Source organism: Nonomuraea purpurea (genome assembly GCF_042650645.1).
Taxonomy (GTDB): Bacteria; Actinomycetota; Actinomycetes; order Streptosporangiales; family Streptosporangiaceae; genus Nonomuraea; species Nonomuraea purpurea.
This window is the reverse complement of the sequence record NZ_JBHSBI010000028.1, coordinates 76,128-94,272: the sequence shown is the minus strand read 5'-3', so window position 1 is coordinate 94,272 and position 18,145 is coordinate 76,128. Positions and strand designations below refer to the sequence as shown.

Sequence of the window (18,145 nt, the reverse complement as noted above, 5' to 3'; positions counted from 1 at the left end):
GCCGTTCACTGCATGGTCACGCCGCCGCTCACCGACAGCGTCTGGCCGGTGATGTAGGCGGCGCGGTCCGTGCACAGGTACGCGACCAGGCCCGCCACGTCGGCGGGGGTGCCGAGGCGGCGCAGTGGGATGCCCCGCGCGATCTTGTCGACCAGGCCGGGCTCGGCCTCGGACACGCGCCGCAACATGGGCGTGTCGGTGGGGCCGGGGCAGACCACGTTGGAGGTGACGTGCGCTCTGGCCGCCTCCCTGGCGAGCGTCTTGGCCAGGCCGAACAGCCCCGCCTTGGTCGCCGCGTACGCCCCTTCGCCGCCGGACCCGGCCCTGGCGCCGTCGGAGGAGACGAACACCAGCCGCCCCCATCCCCTGGCCGTCATGCCGGGCAGGAGGAGCTTGGTCAGCAACATCGGGCCGCGCAGGTTGACCTGCCACATGAGGTCCCAGTGGGCCGGGTCGCTCTCGGTGAACGGCTCCACGATCGACACCCCGGCGTTGTGCACCAGGATGTCCACCGGGCCGACCGCGTCCCCGAACGCCCCGACGGACGCGGGCGCGGCCAGGTCCACCGGCAGCGCCCGCGCGCCGGGCAGCCCGGCCGCCGCCTTCTCGGCGTTCGGCAGGTCCACGTCGGCGATCACCACGTGCGCGCCGAGCGCCGCCAGGTCGGCGGCGATGGCCGCGCCGATCGCGCCCGCTCCCCCGGTGACCACCGCCACGCGGCCGTCGAGCCGCAGCCCGTCCATCATTTCCACTCCTCGACCAGGGTGGCGGCGGTGGCGCGGGTGGCCAGCAGGCCGATCGTGTGCTTCAGCACGGCCCGCGCGTACTCCTCGGGGAAGCCCGCCACCGCGTCGGTCACGACCGTCACGCGGTAACCCAGGTTCACCGCCTCCAGGGTCAGCCCTGGAATGCCCAGGTTGAGCGAGACCCCGAGCGCGACCACGGCGGAGACGCCCAGCGAGCGCAGCGTCATGTCGAGCGAGGTGCCGGTGAACGGCGAGAACCCGTGGTGGCGGCGGCTCTCCAGGTCGCCGCCGTCCCATAACTCGGGGATGACCTCGGCGGCCGGTGTGCCCTCCTGCATGTGGGCGGGGTCCTTGAGCAGGGAGACGATGAACGGGCAGTTGCCCGTGTGGGAGCCCGCGCGGTCGGGGCGGAAGGCGGCCGTACAGTGGATCACGGGGATCCCGGCCGATCGGGCCGTGCCGAGCAGGCGGGCGGCGTTGGGGACGACGTCGTGGCGCGTACAGGCCGCCACCAGATCTGGAAATTTCGTGAGATCGCCGACGACGCCCCTCTGCATCTCCATCACCAGCACGGCCACGCGCTCCACCGGCGACCTCCGATTTAGCCGAGCGCTTGCTTGGGAAGATGTCAGCGTATCACCCCCTGCCGCGCACGCCGCTCCCGATCACGCCGGCGGGAGGAGCTGCGCGCGTACCCATTCGGGATCGGGGTTGACGTGCGGCCGACCCGCCACCACGACGGTCGGCACGGTCTCGTCACCGCCGTTGACCGCCCGCACCACCGCCGCACCGGCCGGGTCACGCCAGATGTCGACCCAGTGCACCCGACGGGCACTGCGGCCCAATCGCATCCGCAGCCGCAGGCAGTACTTGCAGCCCGGCCGCCAGTAGACGATGGGCCGGCCGTCGGCCTCGCTGCGACTTCGTGCCTGCGCCGCACCGATGGACCTCGGGAACACCAGCGGCGAGTTCACCCCTGCGAGCAGCACGAACGCCAGCAGCAGTGCCGCGGCCGCGCCGGGAATCCCCTTGACGGCCAGCGCAGTCGCAGCGGCTGAGCCGCAGACCGCCAACAGCACCGGCAGGATCCAGGCGCGCGTCATGATGACGCGGGCTCTCGGTGGAGCGAACCGGCCCGGGCGTGGCGAAGGGATGAGGACATAAGGCAATTGTCAACCTTTCACGCGCAGGAAGCCGAGGGCAACCACGCGAATCCCATTAACGTCTGACGAAATCTCTCCAGTCGTGACAACCCGAACCCCGGGTGAGACCGTCAAATCGACGAGGCCGTTTCATGGGGGTTCGACTTGGTCCCTGGTTACCGCGAAGTTCGCCAGCTCGGCACCGGCCGCACCGGCCGCGTGTTCCTCGCCACCTATCAGCAGACCGGCGCCTACGTGGCGATCAAGTACCTGAACGCCACGCTGCGCAGGGACACCGAGTTCATGGACCGCTTCCGGTCCGACACCCACGAACTCGTCGAGATCGACGACCAGAACGTGGTCAGGCTCTACGAGTACGTGGAGACCCCTACCAGAGCCGCCGTCGTCATGGAGCTGGTGGACGGCGTGTCGCTGCGCACGCTGCTGGCCGAGCACGGCCGGACCAGCCCGGAGGCCGCGCTGGCGGTGCTCAAGAGCACGCTGCTCGCCCTGGCCGCCGCGCACGACAGGGGCGTGGCGCACCGCGACGTCAAGCCGGAGAACATCCTGGTCCAGGCGGACGGCCTCAGCAAGCTGGGCGACTTCGGGGTCGTCGTGCACGCCGAGGAGCCGGGGGTGCCGGCGGGCAGTCCCGCGTACATGGCGCCCGAGTTGTGGACGCGGCACGAGGCGGGCCCTGCCGCGGATCTGTACGCGGCGGCGTGCGTGTTGTTCGAGACGGTCAGGGGACGGCCGCCGTACCTGACGTACAAGGAGGGGGAGAGCGAGGAGCAGGACGTCCCCGCGCTGCGCGACAGGCACCTGGTGGAGCCCGTGCCGCTGGAGGTCGCGCCCGACACGTTGCGCGACCTGCTCAGGCGGGGGCTGGCCAAGGATCCCGCGCTGCGCTACGCCTCGGCCCGGCAGTTCGCCGCCGAACTGGAGCAGGACGCGGTCGCCGGGTACGGCCCGGACTGGGAGCAGCGCGGACGCCGGCACCTGGCCGAGCTGGCCACCCTGCTCGCCCTCCGCTTCCCGCTGGCCAGGACCGACCGGCCGGAGAAGGCGCCGAGGGCGCTGCGGCTGCCGAAGCTGCCGCCGCGGTTGTGGATCGCGGCCGCGGCGGTGGCCGCGGTGGCGATCGCACTGGTGGTCTCAGGCGGGCGGATACCGCCGGGTGCGATCCTGATGCCGCCGGCCCAGGACGAGAGCGAGCCCACCAGGGCCGCCCCGACTCGACCCGCCCCCACGAAATCGGCTCCGACGAAGCCGGCCCCCACGCCGGTTCCGACGAGGGCCGCACCGACCTCGGCTCCCACCCGGACGGGCGCGAACCCGGCGGCCACCGCCCCGCCGATGCCGCCGACCGCCGTCCAGTCCGCCGCCGTCCTGCGGTGGAGCGGCACGGCGGGCTCGATCAGGGTCGCGGCGAGCGGCACGGGGGCGGTGCGGCTGCGGATCACGTACACGCGGCGGGACGACGACGAGGGGTCGGCCAGGACGGTCCGGCGGGAGAGCCGCACCCTGCGCGGCCGTACGGCCTACACCAGCGCCGTCGCCCACGATCCAGGGGACGTCGCCTGCGGCGTCCGGGCGTACGTCGGGATCCTCGTCATGACGGAGCCGGCCGCCGCCAACGGGCCGCAGGTGAACGAGGCGGTGGTGGACGGGCCCGCCTGCCCTTCGCCGACCGCGACCCCCTCTCAGACCCACTCACCGACGCCCACGCAGCGGCCCAGCACGTCGGCCGTCGGCACGCCGGCACCGTCGGGGCCGGAGTCGGAGGAGCCGCTGGCGCGCTCCACAGAAGGGCCGCCGGGAGCCCCCACCGACCGGCCCTCGATCGGCTCCGTCGACCGGCTGTCGGACGGCTCCTCGGGCGAGCCGCCGTCATGGCCGCTTCCGAGCCCGTCGCCGGCCCCCTGACGCCCCTTGCCGGGCAACCAAGCGTGCGCTAGCTTGGCAAACGATGAGCGGTGACACCTCTGCCTACTGGGCCGCCTGCGGGCGCGGCGAACTGGTCATCCAGCGCTGTACGTCCTGCGACAGACGCGTCCACCTGCCCGAGGCGGCCTGCCCCTGGTGCGGCGGCGACGCGCTCGTCTTCGAGCCGGTCTCCGGCGCGGGCGTGGTGCACACGTTCACCGTCGCGCACCGCTCCTTCGCGCCCGCCTACCGGGGACGCGAGCCGTACGTGATGGCCTGGGTGGACCTGCCGGAAGGCGTTCGGGCCTTCGGGCACGTCGTGGGGTGCCGGCCGGAAGAGGTGCGCATCGGGATGCCGGTACGCGTGACGTTCGTGGACGACCTGCCGCATTGGAGGCCCGAGTGAAACTCGGCAACGTGCTGATCCCCGTCACCGACCTGGACGAGGCGATCGCCTTCTACGGGCTGCCGGTGAAGTTCCGCGACGGCGACAGGTTCGCGGCGCTGGACGGCGGCGGCGTCACCGTGGCGCTGGCCGGGCCCGCCGAGCACGTCACCGCGTCGGCCGCGCCGTCGTACAAGGTGGACGACCTCGCCTCGGCCGTACAGGAGTTGTCGGCGCGCGGCGCAGAGGTGGTGCGGGCGCCCGAGGACGGGCCGCACGAGAGGCGGGCCGTGCTGCGCGATCCCTCAGGAAACGTCTTCGTGCTCTATCAGCCCCTCTGACTGGAGGCACCCCATGGCGCGATCACCCTACGGCAACTACGGCCACGCGATCTTGACTGCCGCGGCGCTGCGCGCGCCCGACCGGGTGGCGCTGACGTACTGCGGCGAGCAGAGCTTCACCTACGACGAGCTCAACAGGAACGTCAACCGCACCGCCAACGCCCTGATCGCCGCCGGGATCGTGCCGGGCAGGCGGGTGGCGGCGCTGCTCAACCAGACGCTGCGGGTGGCCGAGGTCTATCTGGCGCAGGCCAAGATCGGGGCGGTGACGGCGGCGCTGAACCCGTTCTGGCCGGTGGAGACGCTGCGGGACGTGGTGGCGGCCTCGGGGTGCACGGCGTTCGTGTACGACGCGACGGTCGAGGACGTGGTCGAGCGGATCAGGCCGACGCTGCCGGACGTGACGGCCTGGATCGACGTACGGGAGTTGTCGCACGCCTCCGACGCCGAGCCGCCGCTGGGCGCCTGGTACCGCGACCCGCTGGCCCTCTACTTCACCTCGGGGACGACGGGTCTGCCCAAGGCGGTCGTGCACACGCACGCCTCGTCGCTGGCCACGGCGCAGATCTGGCTGGACGTGCCGCGCGGGTCCGACTCGGTGTTCGGGACCGGCGCGATCATCTGGGGCATCGGCTTTCCCGCCATCGTCGGCCCCGCGCTCTACGCCGGGATGCGGCTGGTCCTGGAGCAGGACTGGGGCCCGGCGAACTTCCTGCGCGTCGTCCCCCGCGAACGCGTCACGCATTTATCGCAGATCCCCTCGTTCTACTCGGCCCTGCTGGGCTCGCCCGACCACGAGGGCGTGGACCTGTCGTCGATCCAGGTGATCATGCTGGGCGGGGAGCCGCTGACCGCCACCATGCTCGACCGGATCAAGGCCCGGCTGCCGCAGGCGGGCGTGTACTCCTACTACGGCCAGACCGAGGCCCCCTACACGTGCATGGGCCGGGTGGACGACGGCTCGATCCCGCTGGGCTCCTCGGGACGCGCCCGCACCGGCAACGCGGTCCGCGTCACCGGCCCGTCGGGGCGGCCGGTGACCGACGAGGTCGGCGAGATCAACCTGACCGGGCCGCACCGCATGGCCGGATACGACGGCCTGCCCGACCGGACGGCGGAGGTGCTGCGCGGCGAGTGGTACGTGGGCGGCGACCTCGGCACGCTCTCCGCCGACGGCGTGCTGCGCGTGCTCGGCAGGCGGGAGGACTCGATACTCAAAGGCGGCATCTGGACGCAGCCGTCCGTGATCGAGGAGGCCGCCATGGCGCTCGACGGGGTCGCGGAGGCGGGCGCGGTGGGCGTCCCCGAGGGGGCGGCGGACCAGGAGGTGCTGCTGGCGGTCGTGCCTCGGGCCGGGCAGAGCCTGGACGCGTCCAAGCTGGCGCTCGCGCTGACCGACACGCTGCCCGGCCACCAGCGGCCCGACCACATCGTGGTGACCGAGGAGCTGCCGCACTCGCAGGACGCCTCCGGCGGCCCCGGCAAGCTGCTGCGCAGGCAGATCCGCGGGTTGCTCGGGTGAGCGCGCCCGCCGGATTCAACGAGCACGCCCGGTCTCCTGAGCACGCCGGGGCTGATGAGCGCTCCGGGCTTTACGAGCACGACGTCAAGGCGTTGCTGCGCGAGGCCGGGGTGCCGGTGCCGCGCGGCGTGGTCGTGGACGGAACCGACTTCTCCGCGGCCGACGCTCTGACCGAGCCGCTGGTGCTGAAGGCGTTCGGCCCCGGGCTGGTGCACAAGAGCGACGCGGGCGCCGTGGTGCTCGGGCTGCGGCACGCGGACCTCGCCACGGCGGCGGCCGAGATGCGCTCCCGGCTGCGGGTGGCGGGGTTCCTGGTCGAGGAGCAGGCCGAGGCCGGAGTCGAGCTGATCGTCGGACTGGTACGGGATCCGGGGTTCGGGCCGGTGCTGCTGGCCGGACTCGGCGGGGTGTGGACGGAGGTGCTGCGGGACACGGCGCTGCGGCTCTGCCCGATCTCGGAGAGCGACGCGCGGGTCATGCTGGGGTCGTTGCGCGGGGCCGCGCTGCTGCACGGGGCACGCGGCGGCCCGGCCGTGGACGTGGACGCGGTGGTCAAGCTGCTCATGACGGTCGGCGGGCCCGGCGGGCTGTGGGAGCGGCTGGAGCTGGGCGAGTTCGAGCTGAACCCGGTCATCGCGACGCCCTCGGGGGTGACGGCGGTCGACGCCCGCTACCTGCCCGCCTCGGCCCCGGTACAGAGCCGCCAGGCGGACTTCCTGCCCGCTTCGGCCCCGGCGCCCGGCCGTCAGGCGGACTTCCAGCCGCTGTTCGAGCCCAGGGCGGTGGCCGTCGTCGGCGCCTCCACGACCCGGCCGAACTTCGGGAACATGTTCCTCGGCTTCTACCGGGCCGCAGGCGTCCCGCTGGTGGCGGTGCATCCGTCGGCGGGCGAGGTGTCGGGGGTGCCCGCGGTGCCTGCTCTGGCCGAGGCGGACGTGGACTACGCCCTGGTGGCCGTGCCCGCCGAGCGCTGCGCCGAGGTCGTGCGGGAGGCGGGCGGGGTGCCGTTCGTACAGGTGATGAGCGGCGGGTTCGGCGAGGCCGGACGTCCCGAGCTGGAGGCGGAGCTGGTCGAGGCCGCGCGGGCGGCCGGGACGCGGCTGCTCGGGCCCAACTGCATGGGCGTGTACTGCCCCAGGGGGCGGCAGACGTTCGTCGGAGGCGGGATGGGGCCGGCCGGATCGGTGGCGCTGATCTCGCAGAGCGGCGGGCTCGCGGGCGAGGTGATCAAGGTCGGGGAGGGGCGCGGGCTGGCGTTCAGCCGGGTCGTCACCGTCGGGAACGCGGCCGACGTGTCCCCGGCCGAGCTGCTCGGCTGGCTGTCCCGCGACCCCGAGACGCGGGCCGTCGGGCTGTACCTGGAGGATCCGCGCAACGGGCGGGAGCTGTACGAGGCGCTGCGGGCCTGCGAGCTGCCCGTGGTGCTGCTGGTGGGCGGGCGCAGCGGGCAGGGCCAGGAGGCGGCCGCCTCCCACACGGGCGGCATGGTGAGCGACCGGCGGATCTGGGACGCGGTGGCCGCGCAGACCGGCGCGGCCCTGGTGACCAGCCAGGACGATCTGATCGGCGCGCTGGCCTACGTCCAGGCGCACGGCGCGCGCGTCCCCGAGGGCGAGGGCGTGCTGGTGGTCGGGCCGAGCGGGGGCGCGAGCGTGCTGGCGGCCGACGCGTTCGACGCGGCCGGGCTGCGGCTCGACCCCTTCCCCGCGCAGGCGCTGGACGGGCTCGGCCTGGCGGCGTCCGGCAACCCGCTGGAAGTGCCCGTCGGGCCGCTTGGCCGGGCCGGGCTCGTGCCCGAGGTGATCGAGGCGATCCTGCGGCGACGGCCGTACGCGGACGTGGTCGCGCACGTGAACGTGCAGGCGTTCTTCACCTACGGCGACGCCGCCGAGCCCCTGTACGCCTACGCCAGGGCCGTCGCGGGGGCCCAGGCGGCCAGGCCCGGCGTCAGGATCACGCTCGTCACCAGGAACGGCGAGTGCGCGCCCCCGGGCGTCGAGGACGAGGTACGGCGGATCGCGGCGGAGGCGGGCATCCCCGTCTACCGCTCCATGGAGGCGGCGGCGACCGCCGTGGCGGCAGGAGGACGTAATGGGACTGCTTGACGGCAAGGTCGCGTTGATCACCGGTGGGGCGCGTGGCATGGGGGCGGCGCACGTGCGGCTGTTCCTGCAGGAGGGCGCCCGGGTCGTCTTCGGCGACGTGCTGGAGGAGGAGGGCAAGGCGCTGGCGGAGGAGAGCGGCGCCACGTTCGTCCGTCACGACGTGACGAGCACCGAGGAGTGGGCGCGGGCGGTGGGGACGGCGACGGAGGCGTACGGCAAGCTGGACGTGCTCGTCAACAACGCCGGGATCCTGAAATTTCGACGTATCCACGACATGTCGCCCGAGGACTTCGACCGGGTGATCGACGTGAACCTCAAGGGCACCTGGCTCGGCATCAAGTCCGTGATCGCCCCCATGAAGGCGGCCGGCCGGGGCGCCATCGTGAACATCTCCTCGGTCGAGGGCTTCATCGGGGCCGAGGGGCTGTCGGCGTACGCGGCCTCGAAGTTCGGGGTGCGCGGGATCACCAAGTCGGCGGCGCGGGAGCTGGCGAGGTTCAAGATCCGGGTGAACTCGGTGCATCCGGGGGCGATCAACACCTCGATGGTGATGAACCCGGACCTGATGGCCGAGGTCGACGGCGATGCGTTCCTGAGCTCGATGGTCATCAAGCGCTTCGCCAAGCCCGTCGAGGTCTCGCACGTGGTGGCCTTCCTGGCCTCGGACAGGTCCAGCTACTGCACGGGCAGCGAGTTCACGGTGGACGGGGGGCTGCTGACGGGCGCGGGTTACTGAGACCTACCCCCCAAGATAGATCTTTTCATGCCAAAACACCTTCGCTCGGACATTTCCGGCTGTACGGTCGACCTGCAGTTTCACCCTCGGCAAAGCCTTGACCCGCTCATGGGAGATGCTTGACCTCGGATTACGACACGGTAACCTTCCTGATCACGGAAGACGACAAGCCTCCGGTTTTGTCACACCAGTCCCGGGTTCCTCCCGTACCCAGGGCTGCGCGGATAAACCCGGTCTTGCCTGGAAGGTTCCCCGATTACCTCCATGACGCCCGAGATGCAGAAGTACATCGACCTGCTCGAAAGCCAGTTGGGCTACGCCGAGAAGGCCGACGCGTACACCAAGTTCGGTGCTTGGTACGGCAAGAACGTCGAGTTCGACGCCGACTACTCCTCCGCTCCGTGGTGCGACATGTTCCTGTCCTGGGCAGGGCACAAGCTCGGCTACGAGGAGTGGATCGGGCAGTTCGCCTGGACCGTGGAGCACGCGAAGTGGTTCAAGAAGCAGGGGGCCTGGGGCAAGAAGCCCGAGCCGGGAGCGTTCGTCTTCTACGACTGGAGCGGGTCCAAGTCGATCGACAAGATCGACCACGTCGGCATCGTGACCAGGGTCGAAGGCGACACGATCTTCACCATCGAGGCGAACATCGACGGCGGCGTCGCCAAGCGCAAGGAACGCGACACCAGCAAGGTCGTCGGATACGGCTACCCGGAACGCGTCAAGGCCCGGCTGGAGAAGGAAGCGGCGAAGAAGGAAGCCGAGAACCAGGTCATCGAGGTCCCCGACCAATCGCTCGCCTCGCTGATCCCCCGGACCGGAACACAGCCGCCCGGCCAGGGCTCCCTGGTCCTCAACCTCGACCCCGGCGCCCAGCCCCAGGACCGGCTCCAGTCCCAGGACCCGGCTTCCTCCAAGAGTGAAACCAGGCAGGAGCCCAAGGGCCAGACCAAGAAGCCGACGTCCAAGTCCGGCTCCCCCGCCACCTCTTCCACCGCGAAGAAGGTCCCGCAGAGCACGGCCACGTCCTCGTCCGGCGCCGACGCGACGGCCAAGAAGGGCAAGCACGCCAAACCGACGACGGCAGACACCACGTCGGCGACCGCCGAACCGCTCCCGACGCACGTGGACGCCTCCGCCGGCAACCCGCTGCCGAGCCTCAACACGCCGACGCTGATCGGCTCGACCCTGGTGGCCGCGCTGGCGCTGCTGGCCGTGGTCAAGACCCGTCGCGTCCGCGCCGCCTCGGCCGCGGCGAAGCCGGCCCCGCGTCCGGCCCGCCCGCAGCCCGGCCGCCGTCGCCGCCGCGGCACCCCGCTCCGCACCAGCCCGCTCCTGGTCACGACCGAGCCCACCGCCGACCTGATCACCACGGGGGCCGGGGAACTCGTCACCACATCCGCCGCAGACCTGGTCACCGCCGGAACCGGTGACCTCTTCACCACCGCCGCTGGGGAGCTCGTCACCACGGGGCCCGGCGAGCTCGTCACCGCCGGAACCGGAGACCTCTTCACCGCCGCCAGAGAGCTCACCGACATCACGGCCGGAGAGCTGGTCGCCGCGACCGCGCATTTGTCCACCCCCGACATCCTCTCGACCGTGCGGGACACCCTGGGGCGCCTCGCCGCCGCGCACGCCTCGCCGGGCCGCACGAGCCACCTCACCGAGGCCGGCTCGGGCGAAACCACCTGGGGCGCCTTCGAGGCCACCTCGGGCGCTTTCGGCGGCGTCGGCACCGGGGGCGGGCGCGCGACCATGGCGGGCGGGCCGGACGACGTCACGCCCGCGCGGGGTCGCCGCGCGCTGCCGTTCGACACCAGGCCCTTCGACCTCACCACCGACGCCACACCCCGCCGCATCGACACGGGCCACGCCGCCGGCACGGACCTCAACGGCACGGGCCACGACTACGGGACCGCGCCCTTCAGCAGCGCCTTCGACAACGTCCCCTACGAGCCCGACTTCGACCGGGACCGGTTCGACTTCACCGACCAGACCGGCCCGATGGAGCGCATCGTGGACACGGACCCGGCGGAGGTCGTCGTCGACACGGGCCCGATGGAGCGCGTCGTCGGCACCGGAACGTTCGAGCGCATCGTCATCCCCGGGGCGACGAGCAAGTTCGACGCCTTCACCCCGACCGGACGCACCAGCACCCCGGCCGCAGGCGCCCAAACCCCGACCGGGCGCACGGGCACCCCGTCCAGGGGCACCCTGGCCGGCGCCGGGGGCACCCCGTCCAGGAACAACCCGACCCGGCACCCGAGCACCCCTGCCGAACACTCGGGCATCGCGGCCGGGCGCCCGGGCAGCCCGGCCACGGGCATCGCAGCCGGACGCAGGGGCATGGGCGGCTCGGCCAGGGCGACGGGCGCCCAGACCAGGGCCACCAGCATCAGCGCCACCTACCAGGGACGGCGGCGAGCCACCGAGGCCGTCGACGAGCTCACCACGTACGCGACCGCGCTTCCCCGAGGCCGCCGCCACCGCCGCGCGACGTCCGACCCGGTCGAGGAGTTCTTCCAGGAGGCCCCGCTGAGGGGCCGCCGCCACCGCGAACTGGTAGGCGCGGGCAGCGCCCCCCAAACCGGCAGAAGGGGCCGCCACCGCGCGTAAACTCCGGGAACCGGAATCGCGCGACTGTCGTTACCCCATTTGCCAATACACCGAAATTTCGGGAAAGCGGGGTCCGTTGTCGCCATCCGTCTTACGCACCGTCCCATTAGGCCTGACCACACTTCTCATCACCACGGGATGCGCCTCCACCCCACCGCAGGAGCCACCCCGGCAATCACCGGCCTATGACTACGGGAACACGTCGGACGACAGCAGCGATCTCGACACTGACATCGACAACGCATACGTCGAGATCTGTCTCAGGAAGAACACGCTGACCAGAACCCGAGAGCAGCCCTGCGACAACGAGGAGCGGGGCTACGCCTGGTGGTTCACCCCTGTGAACAAGACGGTCCCCGCCATCGGGAAGAGGCCGAAGTACGGCAACTTCGACGAACCTTCCGGCGAAATCTACAGAGCCCCCGCAAAAGGCGGCAGAGGCAAACACGTCATGACTCCCGATGACCAGGACAGCGTCGAGATCTGCGTGCGCAAACGCACGCGTATCCGCGTCCGGGACACCCGCTGCGACGACGAAGACAGCGGCTATGTCTGGTACTACATCCCGCTTTCCCGTAAGGTTCCCGCCGTGGGAAAGAAAGCCGCCACCGGCTCTTTCCGCGAATCCATGTACGGCGAGACGTTCAGGGCGGACCCCGGCGGCGGCAAGGGCAGAAAGATCAAAACCGAGGCCCCGGACACCGACACGGACGACCCGGACGTCGCCCTCCCAACGCCCACGCAGACCAGGGCCAGGCAGTGCACCACGGTCTGGGTGGGCAAGGTCATGACTCAGCGCTGTTCGTGACGCCGTATTCGGCGGCGAAGGCGGCCAGGCGTGACACCGCCTCCCGCCCCCGCCGCCACGGGCGCACGATCAGCCGCTCCACCCCCAGCGCCGCCCAGGCGGCCACCTCGTCCGGGGAGCTCAACTCGTACGCGTGCGCCGTCACCGGCACCCCCGCCTCCAGGAGATCGAGCCGCGGCTTGATCGACTCGATCGTGTGCGGCATGCTGATCCACCCGTCGCAGCGGGCGGCCCGGCGCAGCGCGGCGGCCGACTCGCCGCCCGCGAGCACCGGCAGTCGCCGGTGCACGGGTTTGGGTTCGAAGGCGACCTCGGGAAAGGTGTAGAACGCCCCGGCATGGGCGACCAAGGGCTCGCTCCAGAGCCGCCTGACCACCTCGATGGCCTCGTCCAGCCGCGCTCCCCTGTCGTCGAACGGCACCCCGGCCGCCTGCCACTCCCCCCGGTACCAGCCGGCGCCGACCCCGCAGATCGCCCGTCCCGCCGAGAGCACGTCCAGCGTGGCGAACGCGCGGGCCGACACGAACGGATGGCGCAGCCCCAGCAGGTACACCGCAGTGCCGAGCTTGACGCGGGAGGTGAGCGCGGCCAGCCAGCACAGGCACGCGGGGGCGTCGAACAGCGGCGTCGTCGGCTTGATCCCCGGATCGGCCCCACCGGGGTAGGCGGCGAGCGACAGGTCGGTGGCGAAGACGAGGTGCTCGGGCAGCCACACCGACTCGAACCCGAGCTCGTCGGCCGCCACCGCCACGTCCTTCCACGCCGCCGGGTGCAGCAGCCCGAGCGGGACGCCGAACTTCACGGGTACCTCCTCAGGTCGCCGCCGGAGATCGCGGTGCGCAGGCGTTCGCGGTGGACGGCCGTCGTGCCGTACGCGGCCGACAGCGACCACGCCCGCGCGAGCCAGAAGCGCAGGTCGAGCTCCTCGGTGTAGCCGATCGCCCCGTGCACCTGCAGCACCGCCCGCGCTGCCAGCACGGCGGCCTCCCCCGCAGCGGCCTTGGCGGCGCTCACGTCCCGCTCGACCGTGACGGCGGGCCCGCCCACCGAAGCGGCCCGCCCGGCAGCGGCCGCGCGCCCGTCCACGGCCAAGGCGGCCGCGGAACCGTCCACGGCCAGGGCGGCCCGCCACACCAGTGGCGCGGCGAACTCGACGGCCACGGCCACGTCGGCGAGCTGGTGCTTGACCGCCTGGAACGACCCGATCGCCGCCCCGAACTGCGTGCGCGCCTTCGCGTAGGCCACGCTGACGGCCAGCAGTTCCCTGGCGACCCCGATGAGCTGCGCGGCGGTCGCGACAGTGGCCCGCCGCAGCGCCGGCGCGACGCGGACGTCGAGCGGCTCGGACTCGTCGAAGTCCACCGCGAACAGCGGCCTGCACGGGTCCGCCCCCGGCTTGGGCACCAAACGAACGGACTCCCTGGCGACCAGCCGGGGCCCGTCGGCCCGAGCCACCACCAGCAGGTCGGCGAGGTCGGCGTCCGGCGCGTACGTCTGCCCGGGCAGCAGCACGCTGACGCTCACGGCCCCGGAGGCCAGCTTGGGGGTGCCGGGCACCAGGAATGGGGCGGCCACGGCGGTCTCCACGACCGGCCCCGGAAGGCACGCGCGCCCGGTCTCCTCCAGCGCGGGCAGGACGTCGGTCAGCGTCAGCCCCAGCCCGTCGGCCTCGGCAGGCAGCAGCAGTCCGAAGAAGCCCAGCCCGGCCAGCCGGTCCCAGGCGGGCCGGCGTTCGGCGCGCAGGGCGGCCGGCGGGCAGTGCTCACGCAGCACGTCGCGTACGGTCGCCGCGAGGGCGAGCTGGTCGTCGGTGAACCCGAAGTCCGTCATCGCGGCAACCCCAAGACACGGTCGTCGGTGAAGGCCGTCATCGTGGCAGCCCCAGGACGCGTTCGGCGATGATGTTGCGCTGGATCTCGTTCGTGCCCGCGTAGATGGGCCCGGCCAGCGAGAACAGGAACCCGTCCAGCCACGGCGTCTCGCCCGCCCGCTCCCCCAGCAGTTCCATGGCCAGCGCGTGCATCCGCAGGTCCAGCTCGGACCAGAAGACCTTGCTCATGCTGGCCGCCGCCCCGATCTCGGCCCCGGCCGTGATCCGGCGGGCGGTGGCGAAGGTGTGCAGCCGGTACGCCTCCGCCTCCACCCAGCACCTGGCCGCCCGATCGATCAGGACGGGGTCGCCCGATGAGCGGGCCAGCGCGACGAGCCGGTCGGCGGTGGCCAGGAAGCGGCCGGGGCTGCGCAGGGTGAGGCCGCGTTCGGACGAGGTGGTGGCCATGGCGATGCGCCAGCCGTCGCCGATCTCCCCGAGCACCATCGACTGGTCCGCGAACACCCCGTCGAAGTGCAGCTCGGCGAATCCCGGCAGCCCGTCGAGCTGCGCGATGGGCCGGACGGCGACGTCGTCCATGGGGAACATCAGGTATGTCAGCCCTTTGTGCCGCGCCCCCGAGGTGCGGAAGAGGCCGAACCCGTGCGTGGCGTGGGTGGCGCGTGAGCTCCACGTCTTGTGCCCGTACAGGCGCCAGCCGCCGGGCGCGGGCTCGGCCCGGGAGGTGAGCGCGGCCAGGTCGCTGCCGGCCTCGGGTTCCGACCAGGCCTGGGCCCACACGTCGTCGCCTCTGGCCATCCGGGGCAGCCACCGCTCGCACTGCTCGGGCGTGCCGAACCGCATGAGGGACGGCGCCAGCAGGAAGATCCCGTTCTGGGTGACGCGGGCGGGCGCGCCGGCGGCCCAGTACTCCTCCTCGAAGATCAGCCACTCGACGAGGGACGCGCTCCGCCCGCCGTACTCGACGGGCCAGGAGACGACGGACAGCCGCTCGGAGGCCAGCAGCGCCTCCCATTCGCGATGCGCCGCGAACCCCTCAAAGGTGTCCATGGACGGGAGCGATCGCGGGACGTGCGTGCTCAGCCAGTCGCGAACCTCGGCGCGGAAGTCCCGCTCGGCCGGGGAGAAGTCGAGATCCACACTCACCAACCTAGCGCATGCTTGGCATGCTCGCCAGGCCGCCGCCCACGGACATAGTCTGGTGATCGTGCAGGGACTTCTGCTGCGGCTGTCCACGCTCGACGCCGACGCGGAGAGCGCGGTGCGGGTCATCGCCTACTTCGACTCGCTCGTTCGCGACCACGTGAGCGTGCCCGTGCTGCTCACGGCCACGGCCCGCCTGGCGCAGTGCCCGGCCGGCCTGTTCGACGCCGCCACGGGCAGGCGCAGCCGCGGCTCGCAGGACGGCACGATCGACACGCCCTCGGCCTGCCCCGAACCGGTCAGAGAGCTCGGCTCCGGGCTCGGGGCCGTCTGGATGGAACGCGCGGGGCCCGCCCACGGGCTCGACGAGATCGTGCTCGAACGCTTCGCCGCCGCCGCGGAGGTCACCCTCGAACGCGCCGCCGCGCTGGCTCGGGCCGGCCGTGATCCCGCGCTGGTCGAGCTGGCGCTGTCGGCGCGGACCAGCGAGACGGAGCGGGCCAGGGCGCTGCGACTGCTCGGGTTCGGCCCGTCCAGGCCGCTCCAGGCGCTGGCGATCGCACTGCCCGACACGGGGCTGGTCTCGGGGCTGCGCGCGATGGGCCACCACGTACGCGAGGCCAGGATCGGCGACACCGAGGCCGTGCTGGCCACCACGCTGCCCGCCCACCCCGAGCTGCCCCAGGGCTCACGGGTGGGCATCGGTCCAGAGCTGCCCGGCGCGCGGGCGGCCGAGTCATGGGCCGGGGCGCGCACGGCGCTGCGCTTCACCGGCCCGCACGACCGGGTGATGCGCTGGTCGGAGCTGGGCGCACTGGCCCTGTTCGCCGACCTGCCCGAGGCCGCGCTCGCCGAGCTGGCCGACGTCAGGGCGATGGAGCGGCTGGGCGAGGAGGCCCTGCTCGCGGTGCGGGCGCTGTGCCACGCGGGCTCGATCCGCGGCGCGGCGAGCGCCATGCACCTGCACCACAGCTCGATGGCCGCGCGCATCGCCCGCGCCGAGTCGGCGCTCGGTTTCTCGCTCGCCGACTCCGACGGCCGCCTGCGCGCCCACCTCGCCCTCGCCCTACTGCGCCTGCGCGCCAACGTCAGAGACGGTACGCCCGTCTGAGCGCGGCCAGCCTGGCGGTCCTGGCCCGCTTGCTGAGCTCGGCCCCCGGCACCATGCCGTCGAAGCCGTGGAAGGCGCCCGGGTAGAGGTGGAGTTCCGTGGACACCCCCGCCTGCGACAACCGCAGCGCGTAGTCGACGTCCTCGTCCCTGAACACCTCCAGCTCGCCGACGTCGATGAAGGCCGGCGGCAGCCCGGCCAGGTCGCTCGCGCGGGCCGGGGCCGCGTACGGGGGCACGTCGTCGGCGCCGACCCGGTCGCCGAGCAGCGCGGTCCAGCCGAAGAGGTTCGCGGCCCTGTCCCAGACGACGGCCTCGGCGAACTCGTGGCTGGACGGCGTGATGTTGCGGTCGTCCAGCATGGGGCACACGAGAAGCTGGAAGGCGATGTCGGGTCCGCCCCTGTCGCGGGCCAGCAGCACGGTCGCCGCGGCCAGCCCGCCGCCCGCGCTGGCGCCGCCGACGACCAGCCTGGCGGGGTCGATGCCCAGCTCGTCCGCCGACTTGGCGGTCCACACCAGCCCCGCGTAGCAGTCCTCGACCGGCGCGGGATGCGGGTGGTCCGGCGCCAGGCGGTAGTCGACCGAGACGACGACGACCCCGAGCTCCTCGACGTAGCCGATCACCATCTGGTCGTCCATCTCGGGCGAGCCCACGATCATTCCGCCGCCGTGGATCCAGTAGAGCGCGGGGCGGCCCTCGTCGTCACCGGCCGGGCGGTAGATCCGCACGCGGACGTCAGGAGCGCCGTCGGGCCCCGGAACCTGCCTGTCCTCGATCACCACCCCCGTCTCGTTGGCGGGCGCGGCGGCCAGGAACGCGCTGACCTGGGCCCGGTGCCCCGCCAGTTCCTCGAAGGTCAGGGCCGACAGGTCGAACGACGGCAGCGGCGACGCCTCAAGCGCGGCGCGGAGCTCCGGGTCGAGATTGGAGTGGAATGCCATGTGGGTGTCCTTCCACGGTGGACGAACCGTACCCCTAGATCGTCGAATTCGGCCCCGTGCGGCTCAACCGCCATCCGGCGGGGATTGCCCTCCTCACGCCCGCCGTTCGGCGAGGACCTCCAGGACGCCTTCCGCGAGAGGGCCGGCGCTGGCCGGGTTCTGGCCGGTGACCAGGCGGCCGTCCACCACGACCTGGGGCTGCCAGTTGGGTCCCGGCTCGTGCTTGGCGCCCCGCTCCACCAGCGCGTCAGCCAGCAGGAACGGCACGATGTGGGCCACGCCCCGCAGTTCCTCCTCCTCGTTGGTGAAGGCGGCCACCCGCTTGCCCGCCACCAGGTGCGTCCCGTCCGACAGGGTGAGGTTCACCAGCGCGGAGGGGCCGTGGCAGACGGCCGAGACGACGCCGCCCCGCTCGTAGACCTCCCTGCCGACGCGGGCGACGTCCGGGTCGCCGGGGAAGTCCCACACGGTGCCGTGGCCTCCGGCGTAGAGCACGGCATCGTAGCGGGAGGGGTCGACGTCGGCCAGGCGGGCGGTGTCGCGGGCGGCGGGCAGCGCGACGAAGGCGGCCTGGACGGGGTCGGCCGGGTCGTACCCGTCCTGCGGCGGCTCGCCTCCGCGCACGCTGGCCAGGTCCACCTCGTAGCCGGCCCGCTGGAAGAGGTCCCAGGGGTGGGCGGCCTCGGGCACGTAGTATCCGGTGCTCTCCACGCCGCCGAGGTCGTCGTGGCTGGTCAGAACGATCAGGATGCGCTTGGTCATGCCCTCATCATGGCTCGGCCGGTCATCAGCA

General features: G+C 72.6%; 17 protein-coding genes. 9 read left to right on the top strand and 8 right to left on the bottom strand.

Annotation, left to right across the window (positions count from 1 at the left end):
• Positions 1 to 5 precede the first annotated feature (5 nt).
• The 3 genes from ACFOY2_RS40425 to ACFOY2_RS40415 form a co-directional block, all read right to left on the bottom strand.
• Positions 6 to 743: an SDR family NAD(P)-dependent oxidoreductase gene (locus ACFOY2_RS40425; RefSeq protein ID WP_379533471.1), complete on the bottom strand. Its 738-nt coding sequence runs from the start codon at positions 741 to 743 to the stop codon at positions 6 to 8.
• Positions 743 to 1,333: an isochorismatase family cysteine hydrolase gene (locus ACFOY2_RS40420; protein ID WP_379533404.1), complete on the bottom strand. Its 591-nt coding sequence runs from the start codon at positions 1,331 to 1,333 to the stop codon at positions 743 to 745. The genes ACFOY2_RS40425 and ACFOY2_RS40420 overlap by 1 nt, the downstream gene beginning before the upstream one ends.
• Positions 1,334 to 1,411: 78 nt before the next feature.
• Positions 1,412 to 1,849 (bottom strand): glutaredoxin domain-containing protein, encoded by a 438-nt coding sequence (locus tag ACFOY2_RS40415; protein WP_379533403.1) that lies wholly within the window; start codon positions 1,847 to 1,849, stop codon positions 1,412 to 1,414.
• Between the two features lie 204 nt (positions 1,850 to 2,053).
• Between ACFOY2_RS40415 and ACFOY2_RS40410 the strand changes: the two genes are divergently transcribed.
• The 8 genes from ACFOY2_RS40410 to ACFOY2_RS40375 all read left to right on the top strand — a co-directional run bounded on the left by ACFOY2_RS40410 (position 2,054) and on the right by ACFOY2_RS40375 (position 12,324).
• On the top strand, positions 2,054 to 3,814 hold the full coding sequence (locus ACFOY2_RS40410; RefSeq protein WP_379533402.1) for a serine/threonine-protein kinase: 1,761 nt from the start codon (positions 2,054 to 2,056) through the stop codon (positions 3,812 to 3,814).
• A 43-nt stretch (positions 3,815 to 3,857) separates the two neighbouring features.
• Positions 3,858 to 4,220, top strand: coding sequence for a Zn-ribbon domain-containing OB-fold protein (locus ACFOY2_RS40405; RefSeq protein ID WP_379533401.1), 363 nt, complete (start codon positions 3,858 to 3,860; stop codon positions 4,218 to 4,220).
• Positions 4,217 to 4,540 carry a VOC family protein gene (locus tag ACFOY2_RS40400; RefSeq protein ID WP_379533400.1) on the top strand — a complete coding sequence of 108 codons (324 nt, stop codon included), beginning with the start codon at positions 4,217 to 4,219 and terminating at the stop codon, positions 4,538 to 4,540. The genes ACFOY2_RS40405 and ACFOY2_RS40400 overlap by 4 nt, the downstream gene beginning before the upstream one ends.
• A gap of 13 nt (positions 4,541 to 4,553) precedes the next feature.
• Complete coding sequence (locus tag ACFOY2_RS40395) at positions 4,554 to 6,062, top strand: class I adenylate-forming enzyme family protein (protein ID WP_379533399.1); 1,509 nt, start codon at positions 4,554 to 4,556, stop codon at positions 6,060 to 6,062.
• A complete protein-coding gene (locus ACFOY2_RS40390) occupies positions 6,059 to 8,167 on the top strand; it encodes an acetate--CoA ligase family protein (RefSeq protein WP_379533398.1) in 2,109 nt (702 codons plus the stop codon). The genes ACFOY2_RS40395 and ACFOY2_RS40390 overlap by 4 nt, the downstream gene beginning before the upstream one ends.
• Positions 8,154 to 8,903 carry a glucose 1-dehydrogenase gene (locus ACFOY2_RS40385; protein ID WP_379533397.1) on the top strand — a complete coding sequence of 250 codons (750 nt, stop codon included), beginning with the start codon at positions 8,154 to 8,156 and terminating at the stop codon, positions 8,901 to 8,903. Before ACFOY2_RS40390 ends, ACFOY2_RS40385 begins: the two co-directional genes overlap by 14 nt.
• Before the next feature lie 264 nt (positions 8,904 to 9,167).
• On the top strand, positions 9,168 to 11,516 hold the full coding sequence (locus ACFOY2_RS40380; protein ID WP_379533396.1) for a CHAP domain-containing protein: 2,349 nt from the start codon (positions 9,168 to 9,170) through the stop codon (positions 11,514 to 11,516).
• Between the two features lie 340 nt (positions 11,517 to 11,856).
• Complete coding sequence (locus ACFOY2_RS40375) at positions 11,857 to 12,324, top strand: hypothetical protein (protein ID WP_379533395.1); 468 nt, start codon at positions 11,857 to 11,859, stop codon at positions 12,322 to 12,324.
• On the opposite strand, the gene ACFOY2_RS40370 is transcribed toward ACFOY2_RS40375, so the two are convergent.
• From ACFOY2_RS40370 to ACFOY2_RS40360, 3 genes are read right to left on the bottom strand one after another with little or no spacing between them, the layout of a single operon-like run.
• On the bottom strand, positions 12,302 to 13,126 hold the full coding sequence (locus tag ACFOY2_RS40370) for a TIGR03619 family F420-dependent LLM class oxidoreductase (protein ID WP_379533394.1): 825 nt from the start codon (positions 13,124 to 13,126) through the stop codon (positions 12,302 to 12,304). The genes ACFOY2_RS40375 and ACFOY2_RS40370 overlap by 23 nt on opposite strands.
• The gene (locus ACFOY2_RS40365; protein ID WP_379533393.1) at positions 13,123 to 14,154 is read right to left on the bottom strand and encodes an acyl-CoA dehydrogenase family protein; all 1,032 of its coding nucleotides are present in this window, start codon (positions 14,152 to 14,154) and stop codon (positions 13,123 to 13,125) included. The genes ACFOY2_RS40370 and ACFOY2_RS40365 overlap by 4 nt, the downstream gene beginning before the upstream one ends.
• A gap of 37 nt (positions 14,155 to 14,191) precedes the next feature.
• A complete protein-coding gene (locus ACFOY2_RS40360; RefSeq protein ID WP_379533470.1) occupies positions 14,192 to 15,295 on the bottom strand; it encodes an acyl-CoA dehydrogenase family protein in 1,104 nt (367 codons plus the stop codon).
• Between the two features lie 67 nt (positions 15,296 to 15,362).
• Here ACFOY2_RS40360 and ACFOY2_RS40355 point away from each other — a divergent pair, with 67 nt between their 5' ends.
• Positions 15,363 to 16,409, top strand: a complete 1,047-nt coding sequence (locus ACFOY2_RS40355; protein ID WP_379533392.1) for a helix-turn-helix domain-containing protein — start codon at positions 15,363 to 15,365, stop codon at positions 16,407 to 16,409.
• Here the strand turns inward: ACFOY2_RS40355 and ACFOY2_RS40350 are convergent.
• Together ACFOY2_RS40350 and ACFOY2_RS40345 are read right to left on the bottom strand one after the other, a co-directional pair.
• Positions 16,387 to 17,352, bottom strand: coding sequence for an alpha/beta hydrolase (locus ACFOY2_RS40350; RefSeq protein ID WP_379533391.1), 966 nt, complete (start codon positions 17,350 to 17,352; stop codon positions 16,387 to 16,389). The two genes, ACFOY2_RS40355 and ACFOY2_RS40350, sit on opposite strands and share 23 nt — an antisense overlap.
• A 93-nt stretch (positions 17,353 to 17,445) precedes the next feature.
• Positions 17,446 to 18,114, bottom strand: coding sequence for a type 1 glutamine amidotransferase domain-containing protein (locus tag ACFOY2_RS40345; protein WP_379533390.1), 669 nt, complete (start codon positions 18,112 to 18,114; stop codon positions 17,446 to 17,448).
• Positions 18,115 to 18,145: the final 31 nt, after the last annotated feature.